25 protein-coding genes are annotated in these 22555 nt (G+C 72.2%); 19 read left to right on the top strand and 6 right to left on the bottom strand.

All coding sequences use genetic code 11. From position 1 onward, the window contains the following. The 4 genes from AB0K02_RS31360 to AB0K02_RS31345 form a co-directional block, all read left to right on the top strand. The coding region (locus tag AB0K02_RS31360; protein WP_365995998.1) for an Hsp70 family protein at positions 1-539 on the top strand (539 nt) is incomplete at its 5' end. After that, entirely contained in the window at positions 536-1183 is a 648-nt protein-coding gene (gene grpE, locus AB0K02_RS31355; protein ID WP_365995997.1) for a nucleotide exchange factor GrpE, read from the top strand. The genes AB0K02_RS31360 and grpE, both read left to right, overlap by 4 nt. A 30-nt stretch (positions 1184-1213) precedes the next feature. Then, positions 1214-2389 carry a molecular chaperone DnaJ gene (dnaJ, locus tag AB0K02_RS31350; RefSeq protein WP_365995996.1) on the top strand — a complete coding sequence of 392 codons (1176 nt, stop codon included), beginning with the start codon at positions 1214-1216 and terminating at the stop codon, positions 2387-2389. Between the two features lies 1 nt (position 2390). Beyond that, on the top strand, positions 2391-2861 hold the full coding sequence (locus AB0K02_RS31345) for a helix-turn-helix domain-containing protein (protein WP_365995995.1): 471 nt from the start codon (positions 2391-2393) through the stop codon (positions 2859-2861). 142 nt (positions 2862-3003) lie between these two features. Here the strand turns inward: AB0K02_RS31345 and AB0K02_RS31340 are convergent, their stop codons facing one another. Continuing rightward, positions 3004-4179 carry a DUF6596 domain-containing protein gene (locus AB0K02_RS31340; protein ID WP_365995994.1) on the bottom strand — a complete coding sequence of 392 codons (1176 nt, stop codon included), beginning with the start codon at positions 4177-4179 and terminating at the stop codon, positions 3004-3006. Then, the gene (locus AB0K02_RS31335) at positions 4176-4595 is read right to left on the bottom strand and encodes a YciI family protein (protein WP_365995993.1); all 420 of its coding nucleotides are present in this window, start codon (positions 4593-4595) and stop codon (positions 4176-4178) included. Before AB0K02_RS31335 ends, AB0K02_RS31340 begins: the two co-directional genes overlap by 4 nt. Positions 4596-4963: 368 nt before the next feature. Here AB0K02_RS31335 and AB0K02_RS31330 point away from each other — a divergent pair, with 368 nt between their 5' ends. The 8 genes from AB0K02_RS31330 (at position 4964) to AB0K02_RS31295 (ending at position 10436) form a co-directional block, all read left to right on the top strand. Further along, positions 4964-5227: a hypothetical protein gene (locus AB0K02_RS31330; protein WP_365995992.1), complete on the top strand. Its 264-nt coding sequence runs from the start codon at positions 4964-4966 to the stop codon at positions 5225-5227. A 36-nt stretch (positions 5228-5263) separates the two neighbouring features. Next, positions 5264-5581, top strand: a complete 318-nt coding sequence (locus AB0K02_RS31325; RefSeq protein ID WP_365995991.1) for a hypothetical protein — start codon at positions 5264-5266, stop codon at positions 5579-5581. Further along, entirely contained in the window at positions 5578-6243 is a 666-nt protein-coding gene (locus tag AB0K02_RS31320) for a DUF5819 family protein (RefSeq protein WP_365995990.1), read from the top strand. The genes AB0K02_RS31325 and AB0K02_RS31320 overlap by 4 nt, the downstream gene beginning before the upstream one ends. Continuing rightward, positions 6240-7283 (top strand): HTTM domain-containing protein, encoded by a 1044-nt coding sequence (locus tag AB0K02_RS31315; protein WP_365995988.1) that lies wholly within the window; start codon positions 6240-6242, stop codon positions 7281-7283. The genes AB0K02_RS31320 and AB0K02_RS31315 overlap by 4 nt, the downstream gene beginning before the upstream one ends. A gap of 72 nt (positions 7284-7355) precedes the next feature. Beyond that, complete coding sequence (locus tag AB0K02_RS31310; protein WP_365995986.1) at positions 7356-7844, top strand: hypothetical protein; 489 nt, start codon at positions 7356-7358, stop codon at positions 7842-7844. Next, entirely contained in the window at positions 7841-8737 is an 897-nt protein-coding gene (locus AB0K02_RS31305; protein ID WP_365995985.1) for a serine hydrolase domain-containing protein, read from the top strand. Before AB0K02_RS31310 ends, AB0K02_RS31305 begins: the two co-directional genes overlap by 4 nt. Beyond that, positions 8734-10185, top strand: a complete 1452-nt coding sequence (locus AB0K02_RS31300) for an NAD(P)/FAD-dependent oxidoreductase (RefSeq protein ID WP_365995983.1) — start codon at positions 8734-8736, stop codon at positions 10183-10185. Before AB0K02_RS31305 ends, AB0K02_RS31300 begins: the two co-directional genes overlap by 4 nt. Next, positions 10182-10436 (top strand): hypothetical protein, encoded by a 255-nt coding sequence (locus AB0K02_RS31295; RefSeq protein ID WP_365995982.1) that lies wholly within the window; start codon positions 10182-10184, stop codon positions 10434-10436. Before AB0K02_RS31300 ends, AB0K02_RS31295 begins: the two co-directional genes overlap by 4 nt. Positions 10437-10439: 3 nt before the next feature. On the opposite strand, the gene AB0K02_RS31290 is transcribed toward AB0K02_RS31295, so the two are convergent. After that, complete coding sequence (locus AB0K02_RS31290) at positions 10440-11426, bottom strand: helix-turn-helix transcriptional regulator (protein ID WP_365995980.1); 987 nt, start codon at positions 11424-11426, stop codon at positions 10440-10442. A 260-nt stretch (positions 11427-11686) separates the two neighbouring features. Continuing rightward, positions 11687-12691 (bottom strand): helix-turn-helix transcriptional regulator, encoded by a 1005-nt coding sequence (locus AB0K02_RS31285; RefSeq protein WP_365995979.1) that lies wholly within the window; start codon positions 12689-12691, stop codon positions 11687-11689. A gap of 181 nt (positions 12692-12872) precedes the next feature. Here AB0K02_RS31285 and AB0K02_RS31280 point away from each other — a divergent pair, with 181 nt between their 5' ends. Together AB0K02_RS31280 and AB0K02_RS31275 are read left to right on the top strand one after the other, a co-directional pair. After that, positions 12873-13043 (top strand): hypothetical protein, encoded by a 171-nt coding sequence (locus tag AB0K02_RS31280; RefSeq protein WP_365995977.1) that lies wholly within the window; start codon positions 12873-12875, stop codon positions 13041-13043. Next, positions 13040-13357, top strand: coding sequence for a (2Fe-2S)-binding protein (locus tag AB0K02_RS31275; RefSeq protein ID WP_177149720.1), 318 nt, complete (start codon positions 13040-13042; stop codon positions 13355-13357). Before AB0K02_RS31280 ends, AB0K02_RS31275 begins: the two co-directional genes overlap by 4 nt. 130 nt (positions 13358-13487) lie before the next feature. On the opposite strand, the gene AB0K02_RS31270 is transcribed toward AB0K02_RS31275, so the two are convergent. Continuing rightward, positions 13488-13901, bottom strand: coding sequence for a pyridoxamine 5'-phosphate oxidase family protein (locus AB0K02_RS31270; RefSeq protein ID WP_365995976.1), 414 nt, complete (start codon positions 13899-13901; stop codon positions 13488-13490). A gap of 121 nt (positions 13902-14022) precedes the next feature. Here AB0K02_RS31270 and clpB point away from each other — a divergent pair, with 121 nt between their 5' ends. The 3 genes from clpB (at position 14023) to AB0K02_RS31255 (ending at position 18177) form a co-directional block, all read left to right on the top strand. Then, on the top strand, positions 14023-16638 hold the full coding sequence (gene clpB / locus AB0K02_RS31265; RefSeq protein WP_365995975.1) for an ATP-dependent chaperone ClpB: 2616 nt from the start codon (positions 14023-14025) through the stop codon (positions 16636-16638). 130 nt (positions 16639-16768) lie between these two features. Then, positions 16769-17314 carry a YbjN domain-containing protein gene (locus AB0K02_RS31260; RefSeq protein WP_365995974.1) on the top strand — a complete coding sequence of 182 codons (546 nt, stop codon included), beginning with the start codon at positions 16769-16771 and terminating at the stop codon, positions 17312-17314. Between the two features lie 260 nt (positions 17315-17574). Continuing rightward, on the top strand, positions 17575-18177 hold the full coding sequence (locus tag AB0K02_RS31255; protein ID WP_365995973.1) for a hypothetical protein: 603 nt from the start codon (positions 17575-17577) through the stop codon (positions 18175-18177). A 144-nt stretch (positions 18178-18321) separates the two neighbouring features. On the opposite strand, the gene AB0K02_RS31250 is transcribed toward AB0K02_RS31255, so the two are convergent. Continuing rightward, the gene (locus tag AB0K02_RS31250; protein ID WP_365995972.1) at positions 18322-19509 is read right to left on the bottom strand and encodes a pyridoxal phosphate-dependent aminotransferase; all 1188 of its coding nucleotides are present in this window, start codon (positions 19507-19509) and stop codon (positions 18322-18324) included. 804 nt (positions 19510-20313) lie between these two features. Between AB0K02_RS31250 and AB0K02_RS31245 the strand changes: the two genes are divergently transcribed. Together AB0K02_RS31245 and AB0K02_RS31240 are read left to right on the top strand one after the other, a co-directional pair. Further along, a complete protein-coding gene (locus tag AB0K02_RS31245) occupies positions 20314-20874 on the top strand; it encodes a DUF2617 family protein (protein ID WP_365995971.1) in 561 nt (186 codons plus the stop codon). Between the two features lie 102 nt (positions 20875-20976). Further along, the gene (locus tag AB0K02_RS31240; RefSeq protein WP_365995969.1) at positions 20977-22527 is read left to right on the top strand and encodes a polyamine aminopropyltransferase; all 1551 of its coding nucleotides are present in this window, start codon (positions 20977-20979) and stop codon (positions 22525-22527) included. The last annotated feature ends 28 nt before the right edge of the window (positions 22528-22555 follow it).

Genomic DNA, 22555 nt, shown 5'->3' with positions numbered 1-22555 from the left:
CGGCCCCGCGCGGCGTCCCGCAGATCGAGGTCTCCTTCGACATCGACGCCAACGGCATCATGCACGTGACCGCCAAGGACCTGGGCACGGGCAAGGAGCAGAAGATGACCGTCACCGGCGGCTCCTCGCTGCCGAAGGACGAGGTCGACCGCATGCGCCAGGAGGCCGAGCAGTACGCGGACGAGGACCACCGCCGCCGCGAGGCCGCCGAGACCCGCAACCAGGGCGAGCAGCTCGTCTACCAGACGGAGAAGTTCCTCAAGGACAACGAGGACAAGGTTCCCGCCGAGGTGAAGACCGAGGTCGAGACCGCCGTCGGCGAGCTGAAGGAGAAGCTCAAGGGCGAGGACACGGCCGAGATCCGCACCGCGACCGAGAAGGTCGCCGCGGTCAGCCAGAAGCTCGGCCAGGCGCTCTACGCGAACGCCGCCCCCGAGGACGCAGCCGCCGGCGCCGCCGGTGAGGCCAAGGCCGACGACGACGTCGTCGACGCCGAGATCGTGGACGACGAGAAGGACGCGAAGGGTGGTGCCGCGTGACGGAGGAGACCCCGGGCTTCGACGAGAAGCCCGACGTCCCCTCCGGCGCCACCCCTGAGGACGCCGCCGAGTCCGCCGAGCCCTCCGAGAAGGAGGGCCCGGCGGCCCCGGCAGGGGACGCAGCGAAGATCGCCGGCCTGACGGCGCAGCTGGACCAGGCCCGCTCGGCGCTCGGTGAGCGCACGGGCGACCTCCAGCGCCTCCAGGCCGAGTACCAGAACTACCGCCGCCGCGTGGAGCGCGACAGGGTCACGGTCAAGGAGATCGCCACGGCGACGCTCCTGACCGAGCTGCTGCCCGTGCTCGACGACATCGGCCGCGCGAGGGAGCACGGGGAGCTGGTGGGCGGGTTCAAGTCCGTCGCCGAGTCCCTGGAGACCGCCGTGGCCAAGATGGGTCTGCAGCAGTTCGGTAAGGAGGGCGAGCCCTTCGACCCGACCGTGCACGAGGCCCTGATGCACTCGTACGCGCCGGACGTCACCGAGACGACGTGCGTCGCGGTGCTCCAGCCGGGGTACCGCATCGGCGAGCGCACGATCCGCCCCGCGCGGGTCGCGGTGGCCGAGCCCCAGCCGGGCACGGCGTCGGCGGCCAAGGAAGACAACAAGGCCGACGAGGAGAGCGGTGGCCCGGAGGAGGGCTGACGCACGACACGTCCGGGAGGAGGGACGTCGATGAGCACGAAGGACTTCGTCGAGAAGGACTACTACAAGGTTCTCGGCGTCCCCAAGGACGCGACCGAGGCCGAGATCAAGAAGGCGTACCGGAAGCTCGCCCGCGAGAACCACCCGGACGCCAACAAGGGCGACGCCAAGGCGGAGGAGCGCTTCAAGGAGATCTCCGAGGCGAACGACATCCTCGGCGACCCCAAGCGGCGCAAGGAGTACGACGAGGCCCGCGCCCTGTTCGGCAACGGCGGCTTCCGGGCCGGTCCCGGCGCCGGGGGCACGTTCAACTTCGACCTGGGCGACCTCTTCGGGGGCGCCCCGGGCGGAGGTCAGGGCGCCGGCGGTTTCGGCGGCGGCCTGGGCGACGTGTTCGGCGGCCTGTTCAACCGGGGCGCCGGCGCGGGTGCGCGCACGCAGCCGCGCCGCGGCCAGGACGTCGAGTCCGAGGTGACGCTCAGCTTCACCGAGGCCGTCGACGGGGCCACGGTCCCGCTGAGGATGTCCAGCCAGGCGCCCTGCAAGGCCTGCTCCGGCACCGGTGACAAGAACGGCACGCCCCGCGTGTGCCCGACGTGTGTCGGCACCGGCCAGGTCTCGCGCGGCGGCAGCGGCTCCTTCTCGCTGACCGACCCGTGCGTGGACTGCAAGGGCCGGGGCCTGATCGCCGAGACACCCTGCGATGTCTGCAAGGGCAGCGGACGTGCCCGCTCCTCGCGCACCATGCAGGTGCGCATCCCGGCGGGTGTGTCCGACGGGCAGCGCATCCGGCTGCGCGGCAAGGGCGCGCCGGGCGAGCGCGGCGGACCGGCCGGCGACCTGTACGTGGTGGTCCACGTCGACGCCCACCCCGTCTTCGGCCGCAAGGACGACAACCTGACCGTCACCGTTCCCGTCACCTACGCGGAGGCGGCGCTCGGCGGCGAGGTGAAGGTGCCCACCCTCGGCGGACCCGCGGTCACGCTGAAGCTTCCCGCGGGCACGCCCAACGGCCGGACGATGCGCGCCCGCGGCAAGGGCGCCGTCCGCAAGGACGGCACGCGCGGGGACCTGCTGGTCACCATCGAGGTGGCCGTGCCGACCGAGCTCAGCGACAAGGCGAAGGAAGCGCTGGAGGCCTACCGCGAAGCCACCGCGGACGAGGACCCGCGGGCCGAGCTGTTCCAGGCCGCGAAGGGAGCATGACATGGAGGGACGTCCGGGACGCAGTCGCAGCCCCTACGAACTGACCGACGAGTCGCCGGTGTACGTCATCTCGGTGGCGGCGCAGCTGTCGGGCCTGCATCCGCAGACGCTTCGGCAGTACGACCGCCTGGGTCTCGTCTCCCCCGACCGCACGGCCGGAAGGGGCCGGCGCTACTCGGCCCGTGACATCGAACTGCTGCGCACCGTCCAGCAGTTGTCGCAGGACGAGGGCATCAATCTCGCCGGGATCAAGCGCATCATCGAACTGGAGAACCAGGTCGCGGCGCTCCAGGCCCGCGTCGCCGAGCTGTCGGCGGCCCTGGAGGGCGCGGCGGCGGCGATGCAGCAGCGTGAGGCGCAGGTCCATGCCTCCTACCGGCGCGACCTCGTTCCCTACCAGGACGTCCAGCAGACGAGCGCGCTGGTGGTGTGGCGTCCCAAGCGGCCCGATCAGGGCGGCAGATCCTCCTGAGCAGTAGTGCCGAAAGGGCCGGAGAGCGCAAGCTCTGCGGCCCTTTTCGGGCTCTGCGTGCCGCGCGGTCGGTCTTGACCCGCCTGCTCACCGCTCCGGTGACGGGCGCGCCGGTGCCGCGGAAAGACCCGAGCGCGACCCGTCAGCGGCGCAGGCGGGCGTTGAGCCGGGCGGCCTGGCGCGTCAGGTGGTCGCGCTCGGCGAGGTTGGGCGCCTGTCGGGCCGCCTCGGCGTACAGCCGTGCCGCCGTCGCCAGGTCGCCGGCGCGCTCGTGGAGGTACGCCGCCACCGCGGTACGGCGGGGAAGGGGATGCCCCCTGCCCGAAGAGGCCGGCAAGGAGTCGTCCAGGGCCGCGAGCGCCGCCAGGCCGGCGCGCGGTCCGTCGGCCTCGCCGACGGCCACCGCGCGGTTGAGCAGGACGACCGGGCTGTCGGTCAGGCGCGCGAGCTCGTCGTACCACTCGAGGATCTGCACCCAGTCGGTCTCCTCGGCGGTGGGTGCGTCGGCGTGGAGTGCCGCGATGGCGGCCTGGGCCTGGAACTCGCCCAGCCGGTCGCGGGCGAGGGCCGCCTGCAGGATCTCGACGCCCTCGGCGATCGACTCGGTGTCCCACCGGCCGCGGTCCTGCTCGGCGAGCGGCACCAGGCTGCCGTCGGGCGCGGTCCGGGCGGCGCGCCGGGCGTGGTGGAGCAGCATGAGGGCGAGCAGCCCCGCCACCTCGGGGTGGTCGACCCGGGACGCGAGCTGCCGGGTGAGCCGGATGGCCTCGGCGGCGAGGTCGACGTCGCCCGAGTAGCCCTCGTTGAAGACCAGGTAGAGGACGCGCAGCACGGTGGCGATGTCGCCGGGCTGGTCGAACCGCACACCGGAGACGGTGCGCTTGGCCCGGCTGATGCGCTGCGCCATCGTCGCCTCGGGCACCAGGTAGGCCTGGGCGATCTGGCGGGTGGTCAGTCCGCCGACGGCGCGCAGCGTGAGCGCGACCGCGGACGACGGCGTCAGCGACGGGTGGGCGCACAGGAAGTAGAGCTGGAGCGTGTCGTCCACCGCAGGGGCGGGGCCGGGCGCCGGCTCCTCGTCGACGAGATCCTCACGCCGACGGCGGGCGGCGTCCGCCCGGGCATGGTCGAGGAACCTGCGCCAGGCCACGGTGACCAGCCAGGCCTTCGGGTCCCGTGGCGGGTCGGCGGGCCAGACGCGGACCGCCTCGACCAGCGCGTCCTGCACGGCGTCCTCGGCCGCCGCGAAGTCGGCTCCGCGGCGGACGAGGACGGCGAGCACGCTCGGCGTGAGGCTCCGGAGCAGGGCCTCGTTCATCGATGAGGGCACTCCGTGACGGTGGGCGGGGCGGTCAGGAACGGGCGCACCTCGAGCCACTCGTGGATCGGCTTCCCGCCCGCCCCCGGGGCGGCCGACAGTTCCCCGGCCAGCTCGACGGCGCGCTCGTAGCTGTCGACGTCGATCACCATCCAGCCGGCGATGAGGTCCTTGGTCTCGGCGAACGGGCCGTCGGTGACCGGCGGGCGCCCCTCTCCGTCGTACCGGACCCACGCCCCTTCGGGGGCCAGCGCCTGGCCGTCGACGAACTCGCCGGACTTCTCGAGCCGGGCGGCGAAGTCGTTCATGTACTGCAGGTGCGCCGAGATCTCCTCCGGCGTCCACTGGTCCATCGGCACGTCGTTGACCGCTGCCGGAGCGCCGCGGTAGTGCTTGAGCAACAGGTACTTGGCCATCGCGTTTCTCCTCGGAGCTGGTGCGACCCATTGTGGTCGCGTTCACCCCGGGGACGGAGCCGGCCACGGGTTCTCGACATCGCCGTCCGATTTTTTTTCCGGCTCTCGTGGCCGGGGGTGGGGGAGCCGGGGGCCTCGGCGGGGCGCGAGGGGGTTCGGAGCGGGGCCTTCCGAGATCCGGGCGATCGAGCGGGCCCCCCGGAGCCGATCGGCGAAGGGCCCTTGTCGCGTGCCCGGGCGCAGGGCGGCGCGGCAGGAACGTGCCGGGCCCTGTGCAGGAAGCTGACATGAGCAATCGGTCCGACACTGCTGTTCCGGTGGCATTGTTTTCCTCGTCAGAACGACCCGTCAGGTCAAGGGGGAAGCAAGTGAACGCGCAGTCCAGGCGGCATCCGGTTCGCGTCAGGCCGATCGTCGTCCTGGCCGTGTCCGCGGCCATCGTCTGGGGTTCGACAGGTACGGCCGGTGCCACCGCGGAGCAGCGGCCCGTGCTGTCGGCGTCCGAGCGCGGGAACGCTTCGCACGGCCTGGTGGGGCGGGCGCTCGAGAAATTCTGCGAGAAGCACGCGGGCGACCGCAGGCTGCCGCCGCCCGCCGACCGGCTGTGCAAGCCGGTCAACGGCTGGCAGTGACTGACGGACCGAGAAGAAAGACAAACGGGAGAAACAGTGAAGAAGGCAATTGCCGGTGCCGGTGTGGTTCTCGGCGGCGTCGCCGCCCTGCTCGCCATGCAGGCCCCGGCCCAGGCCGCGGCGCCGTCGGTGACCGCCACGGCCACCCAGAGCGCCGAGCCGAAGGCCGACATGAAGCCGATGTGGATCGGCTCCGTCGCCAAGGCCGCGGTCGTCCACGGCAAGGCGCTGGCCGGCACGCAGGCCATCCGCAGCCAGGTCGGCAACGTGGTCCGGATCGCGAGCCTCGGCTCCGCCCCGGCGGACACCACCAGCACGGGCGCGCCGTCCGTCGAAGAGGTCTTCGACAAGTGACGAGTCATCTCGTGATCAGGAGGGTGGTGCTGCTCGGCGGCGCCGCCCTCCTGGGCCTTCACTTCGCTCTCGCCTCCTTCTCCCAGGCCCCCGCGACCCCGTTGAAGGTCCGGCACTTCGACAAGGTGAAGGGCTATCTGAACCCCTACTTCCTGCAGAACTGGATGCTCTTCGCGCCCGACCCGCTGGCCGACGACCGGGGTGTGCTGGCCCGGGCCCAGTGCCGGGACGGGAGCGTCACCGACTACCACGACGTCACCACTCCCTACGTGCGCGCGGCACAGGAGAGCAGGTTCTTCCCCTCCCGCATGTCGCGGCTGGTCTCCGCGCCCATGCAGTCCATCAACGCGACCGACCCGCTGCTCGACCGGCTGCGGGAGAAGCACAAGGACGACATCGCGAAGGACCGGAAGGGCGCCGACGGAAAGGTCCGCCTGATGCCGGACGAACAGAAGGCACAGGACAACGCCGTCCGCTTCCTCTCCCGTTACTCCCTGACCCAGATGCCCGACGCCTGCGGCGGTGACCCCCAGCGGATCCAGGTGCGCATGTACGTACGCGAACTGCCGCCCTGGTCGAAGCGCAACGCCCCGGCGAAGGCCGGCAAGGACACGGTGCAGGTACAGGACTTCGACTGGCTGAAGGCGGACGAACTGCGGTGATCACCTCACTTCGCGCGCGGCTCGGCGCCTCGGCGAGCCGCGCCCTGACCTCGCTCGACCGGCTCGGCTCGACGCCGTTCGCCGTGCTGGGCGTCTCCGGCACGCGGGCCCTGCTCGGCTTCGTGGGCTTCATGTTCTACGCCTCGCAGTACGCCGACCGGCACTATCTCTTCGGCCCCGCGGGCGTCGAGTCCTGGAGCCGTTTCCTGACCGTCCTGGACGAGACGGGCACCTTCAGCCTCTACGCGCTCAGCACCTCGACGGCCTGGTTCGAGCTGGTCTTCCACCTCGGCATGCTGCTGGCGCTCGCCGTCACGCTGGGCGTCGGCGGACGGCCGGTGCTCGCCCTGCACTGGGTGTTCCTGTGGTCGGTGTACCAGCGGGACCAGTTCCTGCTCGACGGCGGCGACAACCTCGCCTACCTCGTCATTCCCATGCTGATGCTCACCCGCTGCTACGACCGGCTCTCCCTGGCGAGCGGCCTGGCCGGGCGCGTCAAGGACCGGCTGCCCGCCGGCCTGCGCGCCGCGCAGAACCCGCTGCACAACCTGGGCGTGCTCGCCGTCGCGGCGCAGATCTGCCTCGTGTACGTCACCAGCGGCCTCTACAAGGTGCAGGGCAAGCTGTGGCAGGACGGCACGGCGCTCTTCTACATCATGCGCATCCCCGAGTTCGAACTCCCGGGGTTCTCACGGCTGGTGTACGAGAGCGACCTGCTGGTGATCGGCGGCACCTACGCCACCACCCTGTTCCTGGTCTACTTCCCGCTGGGCGTGCTCGTGCCGGGACTGCGTCCCTGGGCGGCCGTGGCGTCGATCGGCTTCCACCTGTCGATCGCCTTCTTCATGGGGCTCACCGGGTTCGCCCTCACGATGGTGGCCTGCGACCTGATCTTCCTGAGCCGGCCGCTCGCCGCGGGGATCAGCCTGGCGGAGCACGTCCGCGCCCGCGTCGGGGCGTGGGTACGGGAACGGGCCGGATGGCCGGAACAGTCCGCCGTGACGGCGGCGCGGACGGCCTCTGCCGAGAATGCAGGCTGACCGTCCGGGCGCAGGCGGCCGTGCCGCCCGCCCGGACGCGGCGTACAACACGAACGGGAGTCAACTGTGGCGATGGTCGGACTGTTCTGGATCACCGCGGACGCGGTGCACGTGGGAGCCCCGCCGGGCAGCGAGGGCCGCGGCGTCCGGCTGACGGAGCAGGGCGTGGAGGCCGCGGCGGACGGCGGCCACCGGGCCTGGACATGGGCGGAGCTGCGCTCGGCGACGGTCGAGGGCGCCCCGGTGCGCAGCGCTTCCCGCCGACGGCTGGCGCTGGCCGTGGAGACGGTCCTCACGGCGGCGCTGGGCGGCGCCGGTCAGCCGCCGGAGATGCTGCTGCGGCTCGAAACCGCCGACACCACAGAGGAGTTGGCCGTCCACTCGGCTGCCGCCGGTGCGTACGCCGAGGAGGAGTTCGCCCTCTCCCAGGACCTGCTCGCCCGGTTCGTCGACGGCACGGCGTCCCCCCGGACGCTCACGGCGTGGGGCAGGGTCGCCGGCGGCGCGACCCCCAAGCCGCCCGAGCGCCTGGCGCTGCTGCGGAAGTGGACCGGCGCATGAGGCGGCTGCTGCGCCCGGCGCCGGTGTGCGCGATCACCGGAACAGGCCCCGTACGGGCCGAGCACGGCCACGACCCGGACGCGTACGTGGAGATCGGCTCCCTCACCAAGGCGCTCACCGGAACCCTGCTGGCCCGGCTCGCCGCCGCCGGCCGGCTCGGCCCCGACGACCGGCTGACCGCATGGCTTCCGGCCGTTCCCGCCGGATCCGAGATCACGCTGCGGCAGCTGGCGGACCACACCTCGGGCCTGCCGCGCCTGCATCCGCTGCCGGCGTCGACCGACCCCCGCGACCCGTACGCGACCCTCGACGCCGAGGAGTTCGACCGGGTCCTGCGGCGGCTCGACGCGATCGCCGCGCGGAAGCCGGGCGAGGGCGAGGAGTACTCCAACCTCGGCTACGCCGTCCTCGGCGCCGCCCTGGAGGCGGCCGGCGGGAGCACGTACGAGGAGCTGCTGCGCGCCCACGTGCTCACGCCGCTCGGCGTCGACGACGTCACCGCCCGGCCGCCCGCCGACCGGACGCTGACCGCCCGCGGCCTGTTCGGGCGGCCCCGCACCCCCTGGACCATGACCGGGCCGATCCTGCCCGCCGGCGGCCTGTGGGCCACCCCGCGGGCCGTGGCGCGCCTCGTGAAGGGCCTGCTGGTGGACCGGGCGCTGGGCGAGCCCGCCCTGTCCTGGCAGAGCGCGGGCGAGCTGCGCTGGCACAACGGGGCGACGCGGGACGCCTCCGTCTTCGCGGGAGCTTTCCCCGGCACCACCACCTGGGCGGTCGTGCACCGGCTCGGCGGCCGGCCCACCGGGACGGACCGGGCGGGTCTGAAGCTGCTCGCGGAGGCGAAGAAGGCCTCGCAGGGCCCGGGAACCCCCGAGAGGCCGGCGGCCGGATGACGGACGTCGACGTCGCTGTCGTCGGCAGCGGCCCCAACGGACTCGCCGCCGCGGTCACCATGGCCCGCGCCGGTCTGCGCGTCGAACTCCGCGAACGCGCCGACGACATCGGCGGCGGACTGCGCACCGCCTCGCTCTTCGACAGCGAGGTGGTGCACGACATCTGCTCCGCGGTGCACCCCATGGCCGCCGCCTCACGGTTCTTCCGAGAGTTCGGCCTCGCCGCCCGCGGGGTGGACCTCCTCCACCCCGCGATCAGCTACGCCCATCCCCTCGACGGGCGGCCCGCCGCGCTCGCGCACCGCGACCTCGCGACCACCTGTGCCGGACTCGGCGCCGACGGCGCACGGTGGCGCAGGCTCATGGAACCCCTGGTCGCGCACAGCACAGGCGTCGTGGACTTCATGCTGTCCGGGCAGCGGTCCCGGCCCGACGGCCTCGCCGCCCCCGCCCTGCTGGCGCCGCGTGTGCTGCGCCACGGCAGCCCCTTCCACGGGTTCGCGACCGAGGAGGCGGCCGCGCTGCTCACCGGCGTGGCCGCGCACGCGGTCGGGCGGCTGCCCAGCCTCGCCTCCGGTGCGACAGCCCTGCTGCTCGGGCACCTCGCCCACGGCACGGGCTGGCCGCTGCCGAGGGGAGGCAGCGCCGCCATCGCCCGCGCACTCGCCGACGACCTCGTGGCGCACGGCGGCCGCATCCGCACCGGAGCGCCCGTCAGCGACCTCAGGGAGCTGAAGGGCGCACGGACCGTCCTGCTGGACGTGGCGCCGAAGGGGTTCCTCGCGCTCGCCGCGGGGAGGCTGCCGGACCGCTACGCGCGGGCCCTGGCGCGCTTCCGGTACGGCCCCGGCGCGGCGAAGGCGGACTTCCTGGTCTCCGCGCCGATCCCCTGGCGAGACCCGGACATCGGCCGCGCGGGAACGGTCCACCTGGGCGGCAGCCGCGCGGCGATGCTGCGGCAGGAGACGCTCGCGGCGCGCGGGGTGCCGACCGCCGAACCGTTCGTCATGCTGGTCGATCCCGCCGTCACCGACCCGGGGCGTGAGGTGCGGGGCAGGCGGCCGGTCTGGGCGTACGCCCACGTGCCCAACGGCGACACGCGTGATCCGCTGCCGATGATCCGGGCCGCGGTCGAGCGGCACGCCCCCGGCTTCACGGACACGGTCCTGGCCGAACGGTCCGTCACCGCCGCCGGGTTCGAGGCGTACAACCCGAACTACGTGGGCGGCGACATCCTGTCGGGGGCCATCAGCCTGACGCAGTCACTGCTGCGTCCCGTGCCCCGGCTCGACCCCTACCGGACACCGCTGCGCGGGGTGTACCTGTGCTCGGCGTCCACGCCGCCGGGGCCCAGTGTGCACGGCATGTCGGGCTACTGGGCGGCGCGTTCGGCCCTGCGGCGCGAGTTCGGCATCCGTACGGCTCCGGTTCTCGGCCCCGACTCATGAGCGGCGGGGACGGCGGCCACGAGGCGGAGATCCTTGTCGTGCGCCGGGCCGCTGACGCGCCCGCCGCGCCCCTGACGGTGATCCGCCTGCTGGCCCTGCTGCCGCCGGACTGGCCCTGCGCCACGCGTGTGTCCGCGGACCGGATCACGCTGTGGGTCGGGGCCGGTCCGGACGCGGCGCGCGCGGCGGTGGCCGGGGCGCTGCGGGACCGCGCACTGCGCGGATGGTCGCTGCCGGACCAGCACGCGTGAGGGTCAGATCCAGCCGCGCTCACGGGCCAGCAGGGCGGCCTGCGGCCGGCCCGCCGCGCCGAGCAGCTGCATCAGGTCGGCCACATGGCGCCGGTAGGTGCGGACGGAGATGCCCAGCTCGCGGGCGCCGATCTCGTCCTTGCTGACCCGGCACATCGATTCCAGGACGCGTTGTTCCAGCGGGGTCGGGTGGTCGGGGCCGTCGCCGTCCGCGTCGTGCGGCGGGAGGCGCTCCGCCTGGCTCCAGATCTTCTCGAACAGGGCGAGCACGTTGGCGACGAGACCGTCCTCCCGGGCGAGCAGGGCGCCGCGCGTGGTGTCGTCCGGGTCCGCGGGCACCAGGGCGGTGCTGCGGTCGTAGACGAGGATGCGCTCGGTGACGGTCTGCGCGACCCGGATCTGAGCACCCTGCGCCGCCAGTTCGCGCAGGTAGCCGGCGGTGGGCGGGTGGTCCAGCGCCGTACGCGGCACGACGCTGCGGATCCGGACGCCGCGTCGCAGGCAGCGCTGGTCGAGGGGGCGGGCGTGCGCGATGTTCTCGGGCGTCAGCTCCGCGTAGGGCTCGACCGAGAGGATCTCCTCGCGGGCGAAGAAGGCGAGGTCGTCGATCCGGGCGCGGATCCGCTCGACGTCCGCGAGCCGCTCCACACGCGGTGCGCAGACGTCGTCCCTGGGCTGCTCCTGCCGCAGCTCGGCGACGAGGTGCCGGGCCTGGGTGACCCGCGCCAGCTCCCGGTGGAGTTCGCGCAGACGCAGGTCGGTGAGGCGCTCCACGGTGGTCTCCGGGTCCGCCGACGCCAGCGTGCCCGGTCCGGTGCGGTTCAGCACGCCCAGCGCGCACAGGCGGTGCACGCCCGCGCGCACCTCGTCCCGGTCCAGGCCCAGCAGCGTGTGGATCTCGTCGTCGGAGGTGTCCGGATTCCTCAGGAAGTGCCGGTACACGGCCTCTTCAGGGGCGGAGAGCCCCAGCCCGGACATGTCTGATCCCATTGCGTCGCCCCCGGTCATCCGCCGCCCCGAGCGGCCACGCGCGCGCCGGGCAGGATGGTCGGTCCCGCCCTGGCACGAGGCCGTTCCGGCTGATGACCTGGAGTCTAACCCGGCTGTACCGCAAGGGGGTTCGCCGTCCGTCCCGCCGCTCGGGGGGCCGCCGTACGGGCTGTCCGCTGCTGATCCGCAGCATGACGACGGGAGTGCCGGTGCGCCGCCGCGGGCACAGTGGAGGGGCACCGTCCGGCATCGGGGGATGATCAGTTGCTCGCGCCGCTCGACAGGCACTCCTCTTCCAGGATGCCCGACTTCGCGATGAGGAAGCCGAGTTGGGCACGGCTGCCGCTGCCGAGCGCGGCGGCGAGTTTGGCGATGTGGGCCCGGCAGGTGCGGACGTTCATCCCCAGACGGCGGGCGATCGCTTCGTCGACGTGGCCCTCGACCAGGAGTCTGGCGATGGACCGCTGGACGCCCGAAATGCCCTCCGGCGTGGGGTCGTACGGCACCTCCTCCACCAACGGCACGGCGCGCCGCCACAGTTGCTCGAACACCTTGATGAGGTACTCGACCAGCCCCGGGTGCCTCAGCTCCAGGGCCACACGGCGGTCGTCCCGTGCGGGAATGAACGCCACCGTGCGGTCGAACACGATGAGGCGCTCGATGAGTTCCTCGAGGGTGCGGATCTCCACCTTGCCGGCGGATATGCGCTCGACGTAGGCGAGCGTGCCCTGGCTGTACCTGGCCGTGTGCTGGTACAACGTGCGGATGCTGACGCCGCGGTCGATCAGTGGACGGTCACGCTCCAGCGCCTGGGTCAGGACGTGCGCGCTGCGCCCGCCGCCGGGCTGGATCGTCAGCATCTCCGTGCGGCACTCCGCCGTGGCGAGATTGAGCGCGGCGTTGATCCGGTCGAAGCCCTCCAGCACGGTGATGGCGTGGGTGTTCGCCGGACTCTGGGCGCTGATGGCCATGAACGGTTCGAAAGCGTCGGTCAGTTGGATGGACAGCCGGCGGCGGTCCACGATCTCCCGCTCGATGGGGTGCAGCCTTTGCGCCAAGGCCACGGACGGCGGGACGGGACGAAGCCAGGTCGCGTCGTCGGGGTCCGGGTGCAGGAGGGCGAACTCGAGGAGGCAGGGTGCCGCTTCCGCCTCGGATCTGCTGATCCGGCCTGTGGTGAGAGCGCTGACATAGAGTCGCGCTCCTTCTTCGCAGAGATCGGTGACCGCATGGGGATGTGTCGGTTTTGTGGCGTCCTGCGGCAAATCTCCACCCCCCAGGGTCTTGAACGTACAGGAACATGATGCATCGCCCCTGTGGCATTGACATGCCTGAATGAGCCATCGTCTTGTGATGCGGGGGAGAAGAAACCATCAAGTGAGGACGAAGCCGACTATGCGCGAAAGAATGCTTCGCTCGGTACTTGCCGCTGTCTTCTCTGCGACCGTGGCGTTCGGCGTCACGGGGTTCGACCTGGCCGACTTCCCGGCGGACAGCGGCTGGGACACCGTGGAGGCCCTCGCCGGACCGGCGGACAGCGGCTGGGACAGTGTGCAGGCCCTCGCCGGACCGCCGGACAGCGGCTGGGACGCGCCTCCCGCGAAGGCGGACGCATGACCATACCCCCGGACGACAGGGTCTTCCGACGGGAGATGGCGACGGCATATCGCTCCGGGTGGCACTTCATCGACCTCGTCACGGCTATCCCCCACCGTGGCGACTCGTTGATGGTCACCCTGTTCGGAGAGCCCATCGTCGTCGCCCGCGAAGAGGACGAGGACGTCCGCGCCTACCGGTGCCTGCGGCGGCCGCGGGGAGCCCCGCAGCCCGTCCGCTGCGCCATCCGGTACGGCATGATCTTCGTCAATCTCGACGCGCGTGACCACCAGCTCGTCGAACCAGACACCACCGCCACCCCCCGCAGTGCCTGAGCGGTTCCCCCGTCGTTTCAAATCGCTCAGGTGCTTCCCCCACACAGCGGCGCCATCGTGGACCTGAAACACGATGGCGCCGTTGTGCTGCCCGGAGGCCCTTCCGCGGGGCTCTCCGGTGCGCGGCCGGCTACGCCCGGCCCATCGCGCGGGTCAGCGCGATCTCGATGACGACCCGGTCCGGGTTGGGCGTCGGCGTACGCCCGTACCGCTCGGCGTAGCGGCTCACCGCGTCGGCGACGGTCTCCGGCTCCGTGCGGATCCTCGCGACGCCCTCCAGCGTCGCCCAGCGGCCCTTGTCCACCTGGCACACCGCGACCCGCGCGCCCTCGGGGCCGGCGGCCAGCACGTTGGCGACCTTGCGGCTGTGCTTGTTGGTGATCACCCGCGCCAGCCCGCGTGTCCCGCCCTCGGGGTCGTACGTCACCCCCACCGCCACGACGTGCGGCGTGCCGTCCGGGCGAGGGGTGGTGAGGGTGCACATGTGGTACTCGCGCCAGAAGCCGAGGTACGACGCGCCGGGGTTGCGGGGATCGATGGCCATGGGCCGGAACCTACCTCCGCGGGGCTGTCCGTCAGCACCCTGAGTGGAATAGACTCAACTTTGTGCACGTTGACTGAGTCATAGTTGGGGAGAGCCCATCAGCAAGGAGGAGAGAGGGCACGTGGACGCCGAGCTGACCAACAAGAGCCGTGACGCGATCAACGCGGCGAGCAACCGGGCCGTACAGGACGGGCACGCCGACCTGACCGCGGCGCACCTGCTGCTCGCCCTCCTGGCGGGGCAAGGCCATCAAGCAAACGAGAACATCACCGACCTGCTGGCCGCCGTCGACGCCGACCAGGCCGCCGTCCGGTCCGGGGCCGAGCGCCTCCTCGCGTCGCTGCCCAGCGTCACGGGCTCCACCGTCGCGCCGCCGCAGCCCAACCGGGAGCTGCTCGCCGTCATCGCCGACGCCGGGCAGCGCGCCAAGGAGCTGGGCGACGACTATGTCTCCACCGAGCACCTTCTCATCGGCATCGCCGCCAAGGGCGGGCAGGCCGGAGAAGTGCTGTCCGGGCAGGGTGCCACGGACAGGAGGCTGCTGGACGCGTTCGAGAAGGCAAGAGGAGGGCGCCGGGTGACCACGCCCGACCCCGAGGGTCAGTACAAGGCGCTGGAGAAGTTCGGCACGGACTTCACCGCGGCCGCCCGTGAGGGCAAGCTCGACCCGGTCATCGGCCGGGACCAGGAGATCCGCCGCGTCGTGCAGGTGCTGTCGCGGCGCACCAAGAACAACCCCGTGCTCATCGGCGAGCCCGGCGTCGGCAAGACCGCCGTCGTCGAGGGCCTGGCCCAGCGCATCGTCAAGGGCGACGTGCCCGAGTCGCTGCGCGACAAGCGGCTCGTCGCGCTCGACCTCGGCGCGATGGTCGCGGGCGCGAAGTACCGCGGTGAGTTCGAGGAGCGGCTGAAGACCGTGCTGTCCGAGATCAAGGACAGCGACGGGCAGATCATCACCTTCATCGACGAGCTGCACACCGTCGTCGGCGCCGGCGCGGGCGGCGACTCCGCGATGGACGCCGGCAACATGCTCAAGCCCATGCTCGCCCGCGGCGAGCTGCGCATGGTCGGCGCCACCACCCTCGACGAGTACCGCGAGCGGATCGAGAAGGACCCGGCGCTGGAGCGGCGCTTCCAGCAGGTGCTGGTCGCCGAGCCGACGGTCGAGGACACCGTCGCGATCCTGCGCGGCCTCAAGGGCCGTTACGAGGCCCACCACAAGGTGCAGATCAACGACTCCGCGCTGGTGGCCGCCGCGACGCTCTCCGACCGGTACATCACCTCCCGCTTCCTGCCCGACAAGGCCATCGACCTCGTCGACGAGGCCGCCTCCCGGCTGCGCATGGAGATCGACTCCTCGCCCGTCGAGATCGACGAACTGCAGCGCGCCGTCGACCGGTTGCGCATGGAGGAGCTGGCACTGCGGAACGAGTCGGACCCCGCCTCCAAGCAGCGCCTGGAGAAGCTGCGCCGCGACCTCGCCGACCGGGAGGAGGAGCTGCGCGGGCTGACCGCACGCTGGGAGAAGGAGAAGCAGGGCCTCAACCGCGTCGGTGAGCTCAAGGAGCGGCTGGACGACCTGCGCGGCCAGGCCGAGCGTGCCCAGCGCGACGGCGACTTCGACACCGCGTCCAAGCTGCTCTACGGGGAGATCCCGGCCCTGGAGCGCGACCTGGAGGCCGCGTCCGAGGCCGAGGAGGAGGCGTCCAAGGACACGATGGTCAAGGAGGAGGTCGGCCCGGACGACATCGCGGACGTGGTCGGCTCCTGGACCGGCATCCCGGCGGGCCGCCTCCTGGAGGGCGAGACGCAGAAGCTGCTGCGCATGGAGGAGGAGCTGGGGCGGCGGCTGATCGGCCAGGGTGAGGCGGTGCGGGCCGTGTCCGACGCGGTCCGGCGTACGCGCGCGGGCATCGCCGACCCGGACCGGCCCACGGGCTCGTTCCTCTTCCTCGGCCCCACCGGTGTGGGCAAGACCGAGCTGGCGAAGGCGCTCGCCGACTTCCTCTTCGACGACGAGCGGGCGATGGTCCGCATCGACATGTCGGAGTACGGCGAGAAGCACACCGTCGCCCGCCTCGTCGGCGCGCCGCCCGGCTACGTCGGCTACGAGGAGGGCGGCCAGCTCACCGAGGCCGTGCGGCGCCGCCCGTACAGCGTGGTGCTGCTGGACGAGGTGGAGAAGGCCCACCCCGAGGTCTTCGACGTCCTGCTGCAGGTCCTCGACGACGGACGGCTGACGGACGGGCAGGGCCGGACGGTGGACTTCCGCAACACCATCCTGATCCTGACCTCCAACCTGGGGAGCCAGTTCCTGGTCGACCCGCTGACCGGCGCCGAGCAGAAGAAGCAGCAGGTCCTTGAGGTGGTGCGGGCCACCTTCAAGCCGGAGTTCCTCAACCGCCTCGACGACCTGGTGGTCTTCTCGGCCCTGTCGAAGGACGAGCTGGTCTGCATCGCGCGGCTCCAGATCGACCGGCTGGCCCGCCGCCTCGCCGAGCGCAGGCTCAGCCTCGAGGTCACCCCGGCGGCGCTGGAATGGCTCGCGGACGAGGGCAACGACCCGGCGTACGGCGCCCGCCCGCTGCGCCGGCTGGTCCAGACGTCGATCGGCGACCGCCTCGCGAAGGAGATCCTGGCGGGGGAGGTCAAGGACGGCGACACGGTGCGGGTGGACCGCTTCGGCGACGAGCTGATCGTGGGGGCGGCGACGGCCGGGGACGGCGCGGAGCGGTGAGCCCGGCCGGGCCCGCCGTGGCGGCGAGCACCGAAGCGATCAGCTCGCAGCGGATCGGGCGCGGCGGGGCTTGCCACGCACGGGCGGGGATGGGAGAGGATGGCGGCATCCGTACGAAGGGAAATTCACGGTGACCATCGATCCGTCCTCGATTCCGAATTTCGGGGGCCAGCCCCAGCCCCAGGCCGCAGGACCGGCGGGCCCCGTCGTTCCCGACCAGGACCTGGTCAAGCAGCTGCTCGAGCAGATGGAGCTGAAGTACGTCGTCGACGACGAGGGCGACCTCGCGGCGCCGTGGGAGGATTTCCGCACGTACTTCATGTTCCGCGGCGAGAACGAACAGCAGGTCTTCTCGGTGCGGACGTTCTACGACCGTGCGCACGCGGTCGAGGACCGGGCGAGGCTCCTCGACACCATCGACGACTGGAACCGCCGCACCCTGTGGCCGAAGGTCTACACGCACCTGCACGAGGACGAGGAGACGAAGGAGCAGTCGCTGCGCCTCATCGGTGAGGCGCAGATGCTCATCGGCACCGGCGTCAGCCTGGAGCACTTCGTGTCGTCCACGGTCAGCTGGGTGCGTGCGTCGATCGAGTTCGACCGGTTCATCGTCGACCAGTTTGGCCTGGAGAAGGCCGAGGACGCCGGCGAGGACAAGCCGGCCGACGACGCCTGACGCCACGCGTGTCCGAGGGCCCGGCGTCCATGCGGGCATGATGCTTCGCCCCGTCGCTGTGCGGCGGGGCGAAGCGCTGCCAGGGCTGCGTTTCTCGGGTGCGGGCGTCCGATGTATCGGTGAGCCGGGGATCTGCGGGGCGATTCAGTCGGGCCGGAGCGAGAGCGACACCATGCTGGAGGACTCCCACGCCCGGCCGGCCGCGTAATTTCTGAGTGGATGTGGGCAGTCTCATGCAGGCAAGTCGAAAGAAGACCGTCATGAGGGCAGCAGTGGGCTGCCTGCTGGCAATCGCGGCGGTATTCGGATACGTGGAGATCTTCACCAAGGGGATCGACCGGCTGCCGACCCGGCCGTGCGACGGTGCGGTGGACCGGGAGACGGCGGCGCGTGCCCTGCCCTCGGCGCGCTCGGCCGAGGAGCGGGGGAAGCTCCGTCTGTTGTCCGATGGGGATTTCCTCTTCGCCTGCTACGTGCGTACCAGCGGCGGCTCCGTCATCTCGGGAGAGGTGGACTCCCGTGACTCGGCTCCCGGCCCGTGGCGCGACTACTACGCGAAGAGCGGGTATGCCGTGGACCCGGTCGATGTGTCGTCCGGCGACATCAGAGCCGTGGTGCACCCGGACCAGGCGTATGTGTACGTCCCCTGCACTCCTCCCGGCAAGAAGCCCGGCGAGGCGCGGGAGCGCTACGCGCTGACCGTCGACGCCCGGACCATCGGGGAAACCCGGGTGCACGGGGACGAGCTGCGACAGGTGCTGGCCGACTTCGCCTACGAGCTCGCTCGGCACACGTACAAGGCCGTCGACTGCCAGGAGGCGCGGGCCCTTCCGAAGGAACTGCCCCGGCTCCCGGCCGCCTGAGGTGCGGAGTGCGGCCTTGAAGGCCGACGTTGTCCGGTGGAGAGGGCGGACCGGTCACGACCGTGACCACCGTCTCCACCAGTGCACCGCACGCCCGCAACCACGCCGGCGAGTGGGCGGAGGAGCCGGCCCGTACCGGCGTACTCAGACGGCCAGGGACTTCAGCCGCGCGACCGCGTCCTCGAGGACCTCCGTGCGCTTGCAGAAGGCGAACCGCACGAACGGGGCGCCCTGCTCGCGGTGGTCGTAGAAGACCGCGTTCGGGATGGCCACGACCCCGCACCGCTCGGGCAGCGACCGGCAGAACGCGAAGCCGTCCGCCTCGCCGAGCGGGCGGATGTCGGTCGTCACGAAGTACGTCCCGGCCGGGCGGTACACCGTGAAACCGGCGGCCGCGAGCCCCGCGCTCAGCAGATCGCGCTTGGCGTGCAGATCGGCCCGCAGACCGTCGAAGTACTCGTCCGGAAGCCGCAGCGCCTCCGCGACCGCGTACTGGAAGGGCCCCGCCGACACGTACGTCAGGTACTGCTTCGCCGAGCGGACCGCGCTCACCAGCTCGGGTGCCGCCGTCACCCAGCCGACCTTCCAGCCGGTGAACGAGAACGTCTTGCCGGCGCTGGAGATCGTGACCGTGCGCCCGCGCATCCCGGGGAAGGACGCGAGCGGCACGTGCTCGCCGTCGAAGACGAGGTGCTCGTACACCTCGTCGGTCACCACCAGCAGGTCCCGTTCCACGGCGAGGGCCGCGATCGCCGCGAGCTCGTCGCGGGTCAGGACCGTGCCGGTGGGGTTGTGCGGTGTGTTGAGCAGGATCAGCCGGGTGCGGGGGGTGACCGCGTCACGCAGTTCGTCGAGGTCGAGCCGGTAGGCCCCGTCCTGCGGGCGCAGGGTCACCGGCACCCGCGTGCCGCCCGCCATGGCGATGCACGCGGCGTACGAGTCGTAGTACGGCTCCAGCGCGATCACCTCGTCGCCCGGCTCCACGAGGGCGAGCAGCGCGGCCGCGATCGCCTCGGTGGCGCCCGCGGTGACCAGGACCTCGGTGTCGGGGTCGTGGACGAGCCCGTAGCGGCGGAGCTGGTGGTCGGCGACCGCGCTGCGCAGCTCGGGGATGCCGGGGCCGGGCGGGTACTGGTTGCCGCGTCCGTCGCGCAGCGCCCGGACCGCCGCCTCCCTGACCTCCTCGGGGCCGTCGGTGTCGGGGAAGCCCTGTCCGAGGTTGATCGACCCGGTCCGGGTCGCCAGCGCGGACATCTCGGCGAAGATCGTGGTGCCGAACTCCGCCAGCCTGCGGTTCAGCAGCGGCCGTGATCCGGGTGCGTGTCCTGTCATGGGCGCCATCCTGGGCCGAACCTCTGGAGTTGCTCAAGTCCGCTTTGGGTCCGGGAGGCCGAGGGCATCCCCCTGTCACGCAGGTGGGCGTCACAGGAACACGACCGGGAGAAAGCGGTCGCGCAGCGTCGCGGGGGTTCTCTCCCAGGCCTTCGGCCTGGGAGGCACCTCCCCTCGGGGGAACGAGAAGGACGGTGGGTGTGATGGTGATTTTCGGTGCTGTGGTCTTCGGGCTGGTGGTGGTGGCCCTCGTGCTGGCAGTGTCCGCCGGCCGGAGCGCGGCGAGGACCGGCGGCCGCCGCCGGGGCCGCAGCGGCGGCGGGTCGAGCAGCTGGTTGTCCGGTGACGGCGGCGGCTCGTCCTCCTGTGGCGGCTCCTCCTCGTGCAGCAGCTCCTCGTCCTCGTGCGGCGGGGGTGGATGTGGCGGAGGCAGCTGACACGGGGCAGCTGGTCCGCGACCGGTGAAGGTGCCCGGCGGGTGAACTCCCGCCGGGTTCCTTCCTGTTGGTCCTCTTGCGCGCAAGTGCCGCGAGCTGTGCGGTACTTCACGTACCCCACACGCCCCGCAATTCGTTGAACACCTGAACCGTCCGGCCCCCTACGGGATGGAAACCATGCCAAGTTGGGTAAAAAGCCTGCGGTTGTCGCGTAATTCGTGATTCCCTCACTGTGGAACCTGTTGGAACCATCCAGCCCTCGGACCTTCTGTGGACCCGAGCAGGCCACCCCCCATGTCGTGCGCCCCGTCTCGGGGCGTCAGGTCCACGTGTCCACCCGCCGAAGCGCGTATGCGGAGCCGACCCCATGCTCACGACCATCGATACCGCCTACACCGACACCCGTGCCGACGACCTCGCCTGGGCGCTCGGCCGGGAGCCGCTGCCCGCCCTCGCCGTCCTTGATCTCGAACTATCGGGCGCCCGGCTTCAATTGAGACTCCTTGGCGCGTCCCACCAGGTGCTGCTGGACCAGGAGGGCGGCTCGTGCTCGGAGACCGTCGCCTGCATCCCGGGCAGCAGCACGCCGCTGCCCCTCGGTGTGGCCAAGCGGCTCGGCGACTGGGAGTACGAGTTCGCCGCCCGGGTCGAGACGCTGTCGGAGCAGTCGTTCGCGGGCCGGGCCCAGGAACTGCTCGCGCTGGTGGCCGACCATCCCCACGGCCTCGCGGGCACGTTTCCCGGCTCCCCCCACGCCTTCACCGCCATGGTGGCCCAGCGCGGCGAGGGCCAGGTGCGCTGGCGCACCTGGCACGCCTACCCGCAGGAGGGCCGCCTGGTGGTCACGCGCACACGCGTCGGCCTGCTGCAGCCCCACGGGCCCCGGAACCAGCGCCCGGAGCGCCGCCCGGACCGCGCGGCCCTGTAGTCGACCCCTGTGGGTGACAGGACCGACGCGGAACGTGACGTAGCGTGCGGGGATGACCGACCGGCAGCCCATCTCCCCGCGCCTGACGCGGTGGTGAGGCCCGTGAGCCCCGCCGCCGGGCGCGGTCTCGTGCTGGCGGCGGCCTTCGTCTGCGCGGCGTGCGGGCTGGTGTACGAGCTCGAACTCGTCGCGCTCGCCTCGTACTTGATCGGCGACTCGGTCACCCAGGCGTCCGTCGTGCTGTCCGTCATGGTCTTCGCGATGGGTGTGGGCTCGCTGCTCGCCAAACGGCTGCGCTGCCGGGCCGCGGTCGGCTTCGGAGTGCTGGAGGCGGTGCTCGCGCTCGTCGGCGGCGCCTCCGCGATGGTGCTGTACGCGATCTTCGCCTGGGCGGGTGGGTCCCGCGCCGCGCTCGTGGCGTTCTCCCTGGCCATCGGGGTGCTCATCGGCGCCGAGATACCGCTGCTGATGACGCTCATCCAGCGTGTCTCGCGACGGGACGCGGAGGGCACCGTCGCCGACCTGTTCGCCGCCGACTACGTGGGCGCGCTGGCGGGCGGCCTCGCCTTCCCGTTCCTGCTGCTGCCCTGGCTCGGCGAACTGACGGGCGCGCTGGCGACCGGCGCGGTCAACGCCGTGGCGGGCGCGGTGCTCGTGCTGTGGCTGTTCCGGGGGGAGATGTCGGCGCGCTGGCGGCTGCGGCTGCTCGTGCTGAACGGGGTGGTGCTCGCACTGCTCGCCCTGGCGACCGCCCTCGTCGGCGACTTCGAACGTGCCGCGCGCCGCGCGGTCTACGGCGACCAGGTGCGGGTCGCGGTGCACACCGGCGTGCAGGAGGTCGTCCTCACCGGCCGGCCGTCCCAGGCGCCCGACCTGTTCCTCGACGGGCGGCTGAAGGTGCGCGGCCGCGACGAGCACCGCTACCACGAAGCGCTCGTCCACCCCGCCATGAACGGGCGGCACGAGCGTGTGCTGATCCTCGGCGGCGGCGACGGCCTCGCCGCGCGCGAGGCGCTCGGCTACGGGGACGTCGGCTCGGTGACCCTCGTCGAACTGGACGCCGGGCTCGTACGCCTCGCCCGCACGGATCACGCACTTGCCGCGCTCAACCGCCATGTCTACGACGACCCGAGGCTGCGTGTGGTCACCGCGGACGCCTTCTCCTGGCTGCGCGGCGCGGGGCGGGGGCAGTACGACGTGATCGTCTCGGACCTGCCCGACCCCGCCGTCACCGCCGGCACCAGGCTGTACTCGCTGGAGTTCTACGGTCTCGCCCGCCGGGCCCTCGCACCGGGCGGGCGCCTGGCCGTCCACGCGGGGCCCGCCGCCCGGCCGCACACGTACTGGACGGTCGAGGCGACGCTGCGGGCGGCCGGCTTCTCCACCGCCGCGTACCTGAACGGCTCCGTGGGTCGGGGCGGCCCCGGGGACACGGGCCCCGACCGGTTGCGGACCAGCACCGCGGCCGCGCCCACAAGGGGCTTCCTGCTCGCCTCGGCGGGCGGCGCCCCGCCGCTCGTGCTGGACCGCGGCGTCCCGCCGCTGCGCTCGCCGCTCGCCGCCGAACTCGCCGCCTACGGGCGGGCGGCCGAGCGCACCCGTGTGCCGGGCCTCGAACCGTCGACGCTGGTACGCCCCCGATACATCCGCTGATGACACCGGCCGGGCGCACCTGTGGACG

The organism is Streptomyces sp. NPDC049597 (genome assembly GCF_040675505.1).
Lineage (GTDB): Bacteria > Actinomycetota > Actinomycetes > Streptomycetales > Streptomycetaceae > Streptomyces.
The sequence above is the reverse complement of the archived record's forward strand: the minus strand, read 5'-3'. Positions and strand labels throughout refer to the sequence as shown.